This is a genomic window from Tritonibacter sp. SIMBA_163, assembly GCF_046535935.1.
In the GTDB taxonomy this organism is placed as follows: domain Bacteria; phylum Pseudomonadota; class Alphaproteobacteria; order Rhodobacterales; family Rhodobacteraceae; genus Epibacterium; species Epibacterium scottomollicae.
Window position 1 is genome coordinate 76,078 of record NZ_JAWJBP010000014.1, and the last position, 12,730, is coordinate 88,807.

Annotated in this window: 11 protein-coding genes and 1 pseudogene; 8 read left to right on the forward strand and 4 right to left on the reverse strand. The window is 63.3% G+C overall.

The features are described 5' to 3' along the window. Positions 1-77 precede the first annotated feature (77 nt). The 3 genes from R0J92_RS16910 (at position 78) to R0J92_RS16920 (ending at position 3,277) form a co-directional block, all read left to right on the forward strand. A complete protein-coding gene (locus tag R0J92_RS16910; protein ID WP_317385627.1) occupies positions 78-1,160 on the forward strand; it encodes an ABC transporter permease in 1,083 nt (360 codons plus the stop codon). Beyond that, positions 1,160-2,080: an ABC transporter permease gene (locus R0J92_RS16915; protein ID WP_106163137.1), complete on the forward strand. Its 921-nt coding sequence runs from the start codon at positions 1,160-1,162 to the stop codon at positions 2,078-2,080. Before R0J92_RS16910 ends, R0J92_RS16915 begins: the two co-directional genes overlap by 1 nt. A gap of 120 nt (positions 2,081-2,200) precedes the next feature. Beyond that, a complete protein-coding gene (locus tag R0J92_RS16920; protein WP_411052478.1) occupies positions 2,201-3,277 on the forward strand; it encodes a BMP family ABC transporter substrate-binding protein in 1,077 nt (358 codons plus the stop codon). 350 nt (positions 3,278-3,627) lie between these two features. On the opposite strand, the gene R0J92_RS16925 is transcribed toward R0J92_RS16920, so the two are convergent. Then, positions 3,628-4,236 (reverse strand): CDP-alcohol phosphatidyltransferase family protein, encoded by a 609-nt coding sequence (locus R0J92_RS16925; protein ID WP_411052488.1) that lies wholly within the window; start codon positions 4,234-4,236, stop codon positions 3,628-3,630. A 116-nt stretch (positions 4,237-4,352) separates the two neighbouring features. Here R0J92_RS16925 and R0J92_RS16930 point away from each other — a divergent pair, with 116 nt between their 5' ends. The 4 genes from R0J92_RS16930 (at position 4,353) to R0J92_RS16945 (ending at position 7,599) form a co-directional block, all read left to right on the forward strand. Next, positions 4,353-5,300 carry an aldo/keto reductase gene (locus tag R0J92_RS16930; RefSeq protein ID WP_411052479.1) on the forward strand — a complete coding sequence of 316 codons (948 nt, stop codon included), beginning with the start codon at positions 4,353-4,355 and terminating at the stop codon, positions 5,298-5,300. Then, positions 5,297-6,382 (forward strand): NAD(P)/FAD-dependent oxidoreductase, encoded by a 1,086-nt coding sequence (locus R0J92_RS16935; RefSeq protein ID WP_411052480.1) that lies wholly within the window; start codon positions 5,297-5,299, stop codon positions 6,380-6,382. The genes R0J92_RS16930 and R0J92_RS16935 overlap by 4 nt, the downstream gene beginning before the upstream one ends. Further along, a complete protein-coding gene (locus tag R0J92_RS16940) occupies positions 6,382-7,035 on the forward strand; it encodes a DUF938 domain-containing protein (protein ID WP_411052481.1) in 654 nt (217 codons plus the stop codon). The genes R0J92_RS16935 and R0J92_RS16940 overlap by 1 nt, the downstream gene beginning before the upstream one ends. A 96-nt stretch (positions 7,036-7,131) precedes the next feature. Further along, on the forward strand, positions 7,132-7,599 hold the full coding sequence (locus tag R0J92_RS16945) for a calcium sensor EFh (protein WP_411052482.1): 468 nt from the start codon (positions 7,132-7,134) through the stop codon (positions 7,597-7,599). Between the two features lie 51 nt (positions 7,600-7,650). Here R0J92_RS16945 and R0J92_RS16950 read toward each other — a convergent pair whose 3' ends face one another. The 3 genes from R0J92_RS16950 to R0J92_RS16960 form a co-directional block, all read right to left on the reverse strand. Next, on the reverse strand, positions 7,651-8,616 hold the full coding sequence (locus R0J92_RS16950; protein WP_411052483.1) for a GGDEF domain-containing protein: 966 nt from the start codon (positions 8,614-8,616) through the stop codon (positions 7,651-7,653). Positions 8,617-8,786: 170 nt separating this feature from the next. Next, positions 8,787-11,294: a GcvT family protein gene (locus R0J92_RS16955; protein WP_411052484.1), complete on the reverse strand. Its 2,508-nt coding sequence runs from the start codon at positions 11,292-11,294 to the stop codon at positions 8,787-8,789. A gap of 323 nt (positions 11,295-11,617) precedes the next feature. Then, positions 11,618-11,911 carry a DUF1330 domain-containing protein gene (locus R0J92_RS16960; protein WP_411052485.1) on the reverse strand — a complete coding sequence of 98 codons (294 nt, stop codon included), beginning with the start codon at positions 11,909-11,911 and terminating at the stop codon, positions 11,618-11,620. A 339-nt stretch (positions 11,912-12,250) separates the two neighbouring features. On the opposite strand from R0J92_RS16960, the pseudogene R0J92_RS16965 reads away from it, so the two are divergent. Further along, positions 12,251-12,730: pseudogene (locus R0J92_RS16965) on the forward strand (transposase); the annotation flags it as partial.

Below are 12,730 nucleotides of genomic sequence, written 5' to 3' on the forward strand. Positions count from 1 at the left end.
GAAGCCTCCGGCGGAGGTATTTGGGAAAAGATGAAAAGGACCGGAGCACGAATTTCCGGCCAAGAGGGACAATAGGGATGATCCGGTTAGAGAAAAGACCGCAGCCGTCGCGCGCCTGGTCGCTGGCGACACCGCTGATGGCGGTGCTGGCGACCATGCTGATGGGGGGGCTGTTGTTTGCCGCCCTCGGCAAGCCTCCGGTGGAGGCGATCCGCACGATTTTCTGGGAACCGCTGTTTGGCGAGTTTGCGTTTTACTACCGCCCGCAGCTTCTGGTGAAAGGGGCGCCGCTGGTGCTGATCGCCATCGGCCTGTCACTGGGGTTCCGCGCCGGGATCTGGAACATCGGCGCCGAAGGCCAATACATCATCGGCGCGCTGACCGGCGCGGGGGTGGGGCTGGCCTTCTACCCGATGGAGAGCTGGATCATCTTTCCGCTGATGATCCTGGCCGGTGCCTTTGGCGGCTGGGCCTGGGCGATGATCCCGGCGGTTTTGAAGACACGGTTCGGCACCAACGAGATCCTTGTGTCGCTGATGCTGGTCTATGTGGCGGAGCAATTTCTGGCCTCCATGTCATTGGGATTGATGAAGAACCCCGAAGGGTTTGGCTTTCCCGGCTCGCGCAACCTGCAGCAATACGACAGTGCCCATAACGCCGAGCTGATCGCCGGAACCGGCATGCATTGGGGCGTGGTGGCGGCGCTGATCGCGGTGATCTTCTCCTACGTGCTTCTGAACCGGCACATGCTGGGCTACCACATCCGGCTGACCGGCGAGGCGCCGAGGGCGGCGCGGTTTGCCGGGGTGAAGCCGGCGCGGCTGGTGCTGTTCTGTCTGGGCGCCTCGGGCGCGCTGGCAGGGCTTGCCGGCATGTTCGAAGTCTCCGGCCCCTCGGGTCAGGTCTCGATCGATTTCAACGTCGGCTACGGCTTTACCGCGATCATCGTGGCCTTTCTGGGCCGCCTGCATCCGGTGGGCATCCTTCTGGCCGGGGGGCTGATGGCGCTGACCTATATTGGCGGTGACATTGCGCAAGGCAATCTGGGCCTTCCCTCGGCGGCCATCCAGGTGTTTCAGGGGATGTTGCTGTTCTTTCTTCTGGCACTGGACATGCTGACCAACTTTCGCATCTCAATTGGCAAGCCGGAGGTCGCGTGATGGATCTGTCTGCAATTAACCCGGTCCTTCTCATCGCCTCCTTGATGGTTGCGGCCACGCCCTTGTTGCTGGCCGCGATCGGCGAGCTGGTGGTGGAAAAATCCGGTGTCCTGAACCTCGGGGTCGAGGGCATGATGATCGTGGGCGCCATCGCGGGCTTTGCCGCGGCGGTGGAGACTGGCTCGCCGCTCATGGGGTTTGTCGCCGCCGCCGTGGCGGGCGCGGCGCTGTCGCTGCTGTTTGCGGGGCTGACGCAGCTGGCGCTGGCCAATCAAGTCGCCTCCGGTCTGGCGCTGACCCTGTTCGGGCTGGGGCTTTCGGCGCTGATGGGGCAGCGCTATGTGGGGGTGAAACCACCGCAGATGGCGCGGGTGGATCTGCCGCTGCTGTCGGATCTGCCGATCTTGGGCCGTATCCTGTTCTCCCATGACGTGGTGCTTTATTTCGGCATCGCGCTCACCGCCGCCGTCTGGGCGGTGCTGAAGTTCACGCGGGCCGGGCTGATCCTGCGCGCGGTGGGCGAAAATCACGAGGCCGCTCATGCGCTGGGCTACAAGGTGGTCAAGATCCGCACCCTGGCGATCCTGTTCGGCGGCGCCTGCGCCGGGCTTGGCGGCGCCTACATCAGCCTGATCCGGGTGCCGCAGTGGACCGAAGGCATGACCGCCGGGATCGGCTGGATCGCCCTGGCGCTGGTGGTCTTTGCCAGCTGGAAACCCTGGCGTGCACTGCTCGGCGCCTATCTTTTTGGCGGCGTCACCGTGGTTCAGCTCAATCTGCAGGCGGCGGGCGTTGCCATTCCTGTAGAGTATCTGGCAATGTCACCTTATCTGATCACCATTCTGGTGCTCGTCATCCTGTCCGCCGACAAAAGCAGCGCGCCCGCGTCGCTCGGCCGGAGTTTCCACGCCTCTCGTTGATTTCGGGGGGCGTCTCCTCGTCCGGGGCGCATTGCGGCGCGGGCGAGCACACCAAAATCCAGCTTCGGGGCGAACCGGGGCGGGTCACAACATTAGAACCAACCAGGGGGAACCCATCTCATGAAACTCACCAAACTTCTTACCGGCGCTGCTGTTGCGCTGGGTCTGGCCGCCGGTGGCGCGCTGGCCCAGGACAAGACCAAGGTCGGCTTTGTCTACGTCGGCCCCGTCGGCGATGGCGGCTGGACCTATGAACACGATCAGGCCCGCAAGGCCGTGGTCGAAGAATTCGGCGACAAGGTCGAAACCGTCTATGTGGAAAACGTCGCAGAAGGCCCCGACGCCGAGCGCGTGATCACCCAGATGGCCCTGCAGGGCGCGGACCTGATCTTCACCACCTCCTTTGGCTACATGGACCCCACCATCAACGTCGCCAAGAAATTCCCGGATGTGAAGTTCGAGCACGCCACCGGCTACAAGCGCGCCGAGAACGTCTCGACCTATTCCGCGCGGTTTTACGAGGGGCGCGCCGTACAGGGCACCATCGCGGGTCATATGACCGAGAGCAACATCGTCGGCTACATCGGCTCCTACCCGATCCCGGAAGTGATCCGCGGCATCAACTCCGCCTATATCCACGCCAAGAAGGTCAACCCGGACGTCGAGTTCAAGATCGTCTGGGCCTTCACCTGGTTTGACCCGGCCAAGGAAGCCGACGCCGCAAAAGTGCTGATCGAACAAGGCGCGGACGTGATCCTGCAGCACACCGATTCCACCGCACCGCAGGCTGCAGCGCAGGCGGCGGGAAATGTGGTCACCTTTGGTCAGGCGTCTGACATGGCGGAATATGCGCCCTTCCCGCGCGTGTCCTCGATCATTGACGACTGGGCGCCCTATTACATCGCGCGCACCAAGGCCGTGATGGATGGCACCTGGACCTCTGTGGACACCTGGGACGGCATCGGCCCAGGCATGGTCGGCATCGGCGAGATCACCGATGCGGTTCCGGCCGAGGTGAAAGCCGAAGCGCTGGCGCTGAAGGACGCGATGGCCTCGGGTGAATACCACCCCTTCACCGGCCCGCTGAAAAAGCAGGACGGTTCTGATTTCCTCGCCGAGGGTGAGATTGCAGATGACGGCACGCTGGCTGGCATGAACTTCTATGTCGAAGGCATCGAAGGCTCCATCCCGGAGTAAGCCTTTCGTGATCGCGAACTGGAGAGACCCGCCCCTTGGGGCGGGTCTTTTCTTGTCTCCGGGAGAGAACAAACGGCACCTGCGGACCGGATCAACGATCTGCATGCAAGCGCCATCAATGATGGCTTGCCCGTGCGCGGCTCCTCCCTGATCATAGCAGTCGCGCCTTTTCACGCCCAACGGGCGTGGCCGCGCGTGTCCCTCCGGGGCACGCGCGGCGGCAGCCAGCCCGGGTTCCCCGGGCTGGCTGCCCGGCCCAACGCCGAGGAAGGCTCTGATCCCGAAGGGACAGAGGACCCGAGGCGGCGGGAGCCACGCCCCGCCCTCGTACCTCTTGCGATCAATGCGCCTCAGTCGCCGAACACCTTGGCCGCAAGCAGCACACGCGACAGCGCGGTGAGGAAACAGAGCGTGCCGAACGCATAGGCCAGCGGCACAAAGGATCCCGGCAGGCAACACAGCAGCACGAAGAAACCGATGGTCTCCGCCCCCTCAAGCAGCCCGCCGGTGAAATAAAGCGTCTTCACCCCGCGCGCCCGGCTTTTCATCTCGCGCTTTTCCGCCAGCACCGCATAGCCGAGGAAGCTCGCCCCATTGGCGTAGAAACTGCACAGCAGGAAGGCTCCCGCCAGCCCGTTGGCCGCAGGCGCCAGCGCCACAAAGGCCAGCGGCACAGCGCCGTAGAAGACAAAATCGCAGACGATATCGAGATAACCGCCAAAATCGCTCGGCGTGCCTGCCCGCGCCACCGCCCCGTCGAGCCCATCCGCAAGCCGCGAGGCCAGCAGCGGTAGCAGCGCCCAGCCCACAGCCCCGCAGGCGATCAGCGCCGCCGACAGCAGCCCCAGCGCCAGCCCAAGCAGGGTGATCTGATTGGCCGTCACCCCAAGCGCGGCAAGGCGGGCCCCCTGCGCATTCAGGACCGGATCAATGAGCGGGCGTATTTTGGCGTCAAACATGACCTCGATGTAGCGGCAATGGGCTGAAACATCCATTCACGTTGCTGCGCTGGAATGTGAAAGCCCTGGGCATCGCACCGTTGCCCTCGGCCCATCTGCGTGCCACTCTCCGCCGCATGACACAGACATCTCGCCCCCCGCTCACCACTCTCGACGGTCACGATATCGGCCGTTTTGCCTTTGGTTGCATGCAGTTCGGCGGTCGCGCCGACGCGCAGGCCTCGGCCGAGATGTTCGCCGCCTGCCGCGCGTCCGGCCTGCGCCACTTCGACACCGCCTGGGTCTATACCGACGGCGCCAGCGAAGAGATCCTCGGCAAGCTGATCGCCCCGGAGCGCGAGGCGCTTTATGTGGCAACCAAGGTGGGCATCACCGGCGGTGCCAGTGCCGCCAACATGCGGGCGCAATTCGACCAGAGCCGACAGCGGCTGAACCTCGACGGGGTGGACCTGCTCTACCTGCACCGGTTTGATCCCGACACGCCGCTGGAGGACACGCTGACCTGTTTTGCCGAACTGAAGCAGCAGGGGCTGATCCGCCACGTGGGCCTGTCGAACTTCGCCGCCTGGCAGGTGATGAAGGCGGTGGCGCTGGCCGCACGGCTGGGTCTGCAGATCGACGTGCTGCAGCCGATGTATTCGCTGGTGAAACGCCAGGCGGAGGTGGAACTCCTGCCGATGTGCGCCGACCAGAACATCCTGCCGGTGCCCTATTCGCCACTGGGCGGCGGGCTTTTGACCGGCAAATACGCCCGCGGCGGCTCTGGGCGGCTGAGTGAGGACAAACGCTACGCCGCGCGCTACGGCCAGGACTGGATGCATCAGTCGGCGCGTGATCTGCTGGAAATTGCCGAGGAACTGGACATTGACGCCGCCACGCTGGCCGTGGCCTGGGCCGCCGGTCACCCGGCACGCCCTGCGCCAATCCTGTCGGCGCGCTCCGCCGCGCAACTGGCGCCCTCGCTGGCGGCAACGCAGTTCGAGATGTCGCCGGAGCTTTATGCCCGCATCGCAGCGCTCAGCCCCCGCCCGGCGCCCGCAACCGACCGGCTGGAGGAAGCATGATCGATTTCCTCGTCATTGGCGGCGGCGTCGCCGGAATTGGCGCTGCGGCGCATCTGGCGGAACTGGGCTCCGTGCTGCTGCTGGAGCGCGAAGATGCGCTGGGGTTTCATGCCTCTGGGCGGTCGGCGGCAATGTTCGAGGAGGACTACGGCCCAGCCCCGATCAAGGCGCTGTCGCAGGCCAGTCGCGCGTTTTTTGTCGCGCCCGGCGCGGCGCGCGACAGCTATCTCAGTCCGCGCGGGCTGATGCTGGTGGCGCGTGCCGACCAGCGCGCGGGCTTTGAGGCAGATCTGGCCGAGCTGGACCTGCAGGAAATCCCGGTGAGCGAAGCGCTGGCGCGGGTGCCGATCCTGAACCCCGACAGCGTGGCCTTTGCCGCCGCCCATGAGACCGCCACCGATATCGACACGGACCGGCTGATGGGCGACTGGACCAAGCTACTGCGCCAGCGCGGCGGCGAGACCCGCACCCGGCAGGAGGTCACAGCGATCACCCGGCTGGACGCGGGCTGGCGGGTGGAGACCCACAGCGACAGCTTCGAGGCGCGCCAGATCGTCAATGCCGCCGGCGCTTGGGCCGATATCATCGCCGAGATGGCCGGGGGGGCGCCACTGGGCATCCAGCCCAGACGCCGATCAATGGCGCAACTGCCGGCGCCCGGGGGGCATGACGTCAGCGACTGGCCGATGCTGATGGGCGTGCATGAGGCGTGGTATGCCAAACCGCAGGCCGGCAAGCTGCTGGTCTCGCCCGCCGATGCCGAGCCGGTGCCGCCGCAGGATGCCTGGGCCGACGACATGGTGCTGGCCGAGGGGCTTGCCCGCTACGAGGAGATGGTCACCACCCCCGTGACCCGGTTGGAAACCAGCTGGGCCGGGCTGCGCAGCTTTGCCCCCGACGGGGTGCCGGTGTTTGGCGCGGATCCACGGCAGAGCGGCTTCTGGTGGTATGCCGGACAAGGCGGCTACGGGTTCCAGAGTGCCCCGGCCTCGGCCCGGCTGCTGCGCGATCTGGTGGCGGGGCGCACGCCGGAAATTGACGCCGACATGGTTGCCGCCCTCAGCCCCGAGAGGTTCACCTGATGCCGTTTCGATCCGTACCCGGACAGGCCTCAGTGGCCGAGGAAACCGCCGGCGGCAAACTCTTTGCCCCTGCTGCCGCACGCAATCTCGCGCCGCTTCTGGCGGTGGTGGAACAGCATGCCCCCGCCACGGGTCGCGCATTGGAGATCGCCAGCGGCACCGGTCAGCATGTGGTCGGCTATGCCCGCGCCCTGCCCGGCCTCAACTGGCAGCCCAGCGACATCGATCCGAGCCGCCGCGCCAGTATCGACGCCTATATGACAGACGCAGAGGTGCAAAACGTGGAGCTGGCGGCGGCGCTGGATGCCACATCATCCGGCTGGGGCGGGCTGATCGGCCCGTTTGATCTGATCCTGCTGGCCAACCTGTTACATCTGGTCAGCGCCGATGAGGTCCGCACCCTGCTGGACGAAGCCTCTACGGCGCTGGCGCCGGGCGGGCGGATGGTGATCTACGGCCCTTTTACGCGCGACGGTCAGCTGGTCAGCGAGGGTGATCGCAATTTCCACGCCGCCCTCAGCACCCACGACCCGGAGATCGGCTACAAGGACGTGGATGACATCACCACATGGGCCGCGGCGGTAGGGCTTCAGCTGACAAAGCAGGTGGAGATGCCCGCGAACAACCTGTGCTTGATCTTGTCGCGCACATGAGATGTGCACAAATATAAAGCTTTTGTAACACCGCCCTCTCCAAAACCGTCAACTGAGCGCCTATTTCTACGATAGTAGAAGAACAAGGTCTCTCCGATGTTGCAACGTCCCCGCCCTATCGCCGCCCCTGCCGCGGCCTGTATTGTCGGGCGTGTGCTCGCAACCTCACTGATTGCAGCAACGGTTGCCGCGTCTTCGGCGCTGGCTGATCCGAGTTTCCTGCGCAGTCTCGATTTTGATGGCGACGGGGTCGTATTGGTGGATGAGGCCATTGCGTTGCGCAACCTCCAGTTTAACGAGATCGACCTGAACGGCGACGACAAAATCAGCCCCGATGAGTTCGACGCATCGCTGCGGGCTGCGCAGGCGCGCTACGCTCAGATGGGTCAGAGCTATCAGGCGCAAAACGCCAGCCCCGGCCGGATTGATGCCTTCACCTTTGCGGATACGGATGCCGATGGCTTCATTTCACGCAGGGAATACAATCGTCATTCCGCACGGCTTGCACATAGCCTTGATCGGGATAACGACGGGATCATCTCCGACGCCGATCTCTCCCATTGAACGCAATCCCTGTCGGGTCGCGATAGGTGAAAGCCTGCCATAGGACGAATGTCAGAGCACCTCGGGGGAAAACGGAGCTACGCCGGTTGGCGCTGTATCCAACCCGGCCATGGCACGGGCCAGAGCGCTTTCGAACTCCTCAGGGTCATGCACCTCAGCGGCACCGCTCTGTGCGTTCACGCCCTCGGGCAGCGTCGGCTGTACTGACCTGCAGATGTGCTGCCCCAGCTCGTAACTCTCAAAAGCGCGCCAGCCAGCCAGCCCGATCATGAATTCACTGTTGCCAAGGCGATAGAGCCGCTCTCGGGTACTGAGGATCGGTATGATTTCTCTGGCCACAGAGGCTATCAACTTGTCTGCCTGACGGTCCTGCCCCTGGTTGCGCAGCGCCATCACCCCATCCAGCCGGATCACCACCAGCCCAACCGGCGCGAGTCGCGATATCATCTCCCGGTCCTGTTCAAGACTGGCGCGGGAAAAGGCCCGGGTCAGGGGATCGCGCCCCTCATCACGGTCCAGTTTTGCGCGCAGGGACACCATCTCTCCTTCGGCGAGCCAAAGATAGGCGGAGGAAATCAAAGCCGCCGCCAGCAAGCGCCCAGCATTCCCGGCATCCCCGTGATACAGCACCACCAGTGGCACCATCACGATAAGCACCAGCCGCGCGGGCTGATACTGCGCCGGGGACGCAGCAAAGCGCAGCCCCACCAACACCGGAAACATCCAGATCGCACCAGATATACCGACATAAAAGGTTGTCAGAATAACGGTCGCTGTGAGAACCGCCACCAACACAGAGAGCGGCACACGCGCCGCGCTGTGCCGCCACAAGGCCAGCAGGTTGACAAAGATGATACCGGCAAGTGCGACCAGAAAACCAACTAGCACCCAATGTGCCAGCACCGCACTTTTTACGGCAAGCCCGAGCAAAAGCAGGACACAGAACATGCGGGTGGCACAGTCGAGGCGATGTGCCGGAATGTCCCCAAAGACGGCTAGAAGTCTACTCGTTATCACTGTCTCTTTAACCTCAGGCGGCCTCACTCCCGAACACCGCCGTAACTGCCACAATATCCCGCGATTTCCGGCGCTGACCAAGCGAGAAGCGCTCCGACCAAGTCGGAGCGCTTCTCTATGGTGGTGTCGCCGCATCACTTTCGAGAGGCGGCGCGCAGTGTCGAAGGGGATCAGCCGTCCTTGCGGATGGTTTCGTTCTTCGGATCATAGGGGCTGTCGCAGGTGACAACCGCATCCCAGAGCTTGTCCTGCATCTTGACCTTCAGCTTGATGCCTTCGACCGCCTGCTCGGGCTTCACGTAGCCCATGCCAATGGATTTCTCGAACGCAACCGAGTAGCCGCCGGAGGTCAGACGCCCCACCCGGGTGCCATCCTCGGCATAGAGCGCCTCGTGCCCCCAGGGATCGGCATCCGCCGGACCGTCGATCAACAGGGTGCAGCATTTGACGCGCACGCCGGTCTCTTCCAGCTTATCCTTGCCGTAGAACTCTTTGTTCAGGTCGACAAAGCGCGGCAGGTCGGCCTCCAGCGGGGTCGCGTCACGGCCCAGCTCGTTGCCGAAGGCGCGGTAGGATTTCTCCTGACGCAGCCAGTTCTGAGCGCGGGCCCCGACCAGCTTCATACCATGCTTCTCGCCGGCCTTTTCAAGCAGATCGAACAGGTAGTTCTGCATCTCCATCGGGTGGTGAAGTTCCCAGCCCAACTCGCCGGTATAGGCCACGCGGATCGCGTTGACCGGGCACATGCCCAGTTCGATCTGACGAGCAGACAGCCACGGGAAGCGCTTGTTCGACAGGGCGGTTTCCGGATCGGCGTCGCGGATAACCTCCTTGAGGACGTCACGGGACTTCGGACCGGCGATGGCAAAGACGCCCCATTGGGTGGTCACGTCCTGCAGCTCGATACGGCCGAAGTCGGCTTCCTTGTCGGCAATCGCCTTCATCAGATAGTCGGCATCATACTCGGTCCATGCCCCGGCGGAGACCAGATAGTACTCGTCATCCTTGAGACGGACGATGGTGTACTCGGTGCGGGTGGTGCCCGCCACGGTCAGCGCATAGGTCAGGTTGATGCGGCCCACTTTCGGCAGCTTGTTGCAGGTGAACCAGTCGAGGAAAGCCGTCGCGCCGGGACCCTTGACGATATGCTTGGTGAAGGCGGTCGCGTCGATCAGGCCGACACCTTCGCGGATCGACTTGGCCTCATCCACGGCATGCTGCCACCAGCCGCCACGTCGGAAGCTGCGGGCGTCATGGTCGAAGCTGTCCGGCGCATCCACGGGGCCGAAGTAGTTCGGCCGTTCCCAGCCGTTGACCCAGCCGAATTGTGCGCCGCGGGCCTTTTGACGATCAAATGCGGGCGCGGTGCGCAGCGGGCGGGCCGCCGGGCGTTCCTCGTCCGGGTGGTGCAGGATGTAGACGTGGTCGTAGGCTTCCTCGTTCTTGCGGGCCGCGAACTCGGTGGTCATCCAGTTGGAGGAGTAGCGTTTCGGGTCGAGCGACGCCATGTCGATCTCGGCCTCGCCCTCCACCATCATCTGCGCCAGATAATAGCCGGTGCCGCCCGCAGCGGTGATGCCGAAGGAGAAGCCCTCTGCCAGCCACATGTTGCGCAGGCCCGGTGCGGGGCCAACCAGCGGGTTGCCGTCCGGCGTGTAGCAGATCGGGCCGTTGAAGTCGTCCTTCAGGCCGCATTCCTCGCTGGAGGGCATGCGGTGGATCATCGCCATGTACTGGTCTTCGATGCGCTCCAGCGCCAGCGGGAACAGGTCGGCGCGGAAACTGTCCGGCACGCCATATTCAAAGCAGGCCGGCGCGTGTTTTTCGTAAACGCCGAGGATCCAGCCGCCGCGCTCTTCGCGCACATAGGATTGTGCGTCGGCGTCACGGATCACCGGGTGCTCCGGGTTGCCCTCGTCGCGGAACGCCTGCAGCGCCGGGTCCACATCGGTGACGATGAACTGGTGCTCGACCGGGACGGCGGGCATCTTGATGCCCAGCATCTTGGCAGTGCGCTGCGCGTGGTTGCCGGAGGCGGTGACGACATGCTCGGCGGTGATCACCACCTGCTCGTCGCTCTCCACAAGGTTGCCGCCCTTTTCAACCATCTTGGTGCAGGTGACTTCCCAATGGGTGCCGGTCCAGTGGAAGGCATCCGCCTGCAGCTTGCGCACGATCTCGGCACCGTGCTGGCGCGCGCCCTTGGCCATCGCCTGGGTCACGTCGGCGGGGTTAATATAGCCGTCCTCGGTGTGGTAGATCGCGCCCTTCAGGTCGGAGGTCTCGATCAGCGGCCAGCGTGCCTTGATCTCATCCGGGGTCAGCCATTCGTAGTTCACGCCACAGGTCTCCGCGGTGGAGGCATAGAGCATGTATTCGTCCATGCGCTCCTGCGTCTGCGCCATGCGCAGGTTGCCGACGACCGCAAAGCCCGCGTTGAGGCCGGTTTCAGCCTCCAGGGTCTTGTAGAAATCGACCGAGTATTTGTGGATATGGGTTGTCGCATAGGACATGTTGAACAGCGGCAACAGGCCGGCTGCGTGCCAGGTGGAGCCGGAGGTCAGCTCGTCACGCTCGATGAGCATGACGTCGTCCCAACCGGCCTTGGCCAGGTGATATGCGATCGAGGTCCCGATGGCACCACCACCGACAACAAGTGCTTTGACTTGGGTTTTCATGAGCCCGCTCTCCGAGTTCTCTGATTCACGATTGTATTGTTTATGACGCAGAGTTCAGCACGGACGCGAAATCAGTCCGACGCAAAAAATGATAAAACCGACTTCGGCTTATGTTTCGGATGATATCAGTGCAGGCTAACCGCGACAGGATGTTGCGCGCGCGGGCTCTGTGTCGCGTGCCGTACCCTGCCGACGCCACCGGACGGATCTTGCGAATCTTGTCAACGGTCCGCGCCAAGCAATAGCGAAACAGTTTTGCCTCAGACCGGTCCTTGGGTGCGGACTAGGTCGGCGTCTGCAGTGCGGACAAAGCCGAAACGCGATCACTCCACCGCATCAGTGAGGATTGCGTTCAGTGTGGAGCCAGTGCGTCGCAGAACCGCAAGAGACTGGAACTCGTCGGAATTCCAGAATGATGTAGCATGACTGCGGTCTGGAAACTCGATGACGAAAGCAGCATCAGGCAGCTTGCCCTCCCCTTCAAGTTGCTCCGGCTTGCCGCCACGGACCTTGAAAGCCCCGTTGTGACGTTTCACCAGGTCAGGAATCTTCGCAAAGTATTCATCCATCCAATCCCGACTGTGAATCTCCATCTGGCCAATGATGTATGCTGTCACGATGCTCTCCTTCATTGCGCATGATCAGGCTGCCCAGGCAGCTTAGAATGCATACTCTTTAGCCGCCAGCGATCGTCAGTTTCGGCATCTACGGGGTCTGAGAAGGGCTCACCGCCGACCTTCGCCGCAGCTCTCCTGAGCGGCAGGGCCGCGGACAGAGCGGAAGTCGCTGCGATGCAACTCAAGAGTGGCTTAGGTTAGCTATCGCATTTTGCAGTGTCGCGAGCCTGTCGAGGATAACACCGCGCTTCTTGTCAAGTTCCGCTCTGAGTGGAGTGACCCCACTGAAGTGGTCCACCTTTTGGGATAGGAATATCCCGTTTTCAGGAGGACGACGAGATGGCAGGCAAACGAGAGAAGCCCGAGGACATCGTGCTGAAGCTGCGACAGGTTGAGGTGCTGCAAGGGCAAGGGAGCTCGGTTCAGGAAGCCGTTCGGCAAATCGGTGTGACGGTTTAGACTTACTACCGGTGGCGCAAGCAATATGGCGGGATGAGCCGCGATCAGCTCAAGCGGCTGAAGGAGTTGGAGACCGAGAATAGCCGGCTCCGTCGCGCCGTGTCTGATCTTACCTTGGACAAGATGATCCTTGCCGAGGCCGCACGGGGAAACTTCTAAGCCCTTCCCGCCGCAGGCAATGCATTGACCATGTGCGGCAAACCTTCAGCGTATCGGAGCGCAGGGTCTGCCGCACATTGGGTCAGCATCGCTCGACGCAGCGCAAAGTGCCTTGTGGCCGACCGGATGAAGCCCGGCTGACCGAGGATATCATTGCGCTGGCCGAAGAGTATGGGCGCTATGGATACCGCATGATCACAG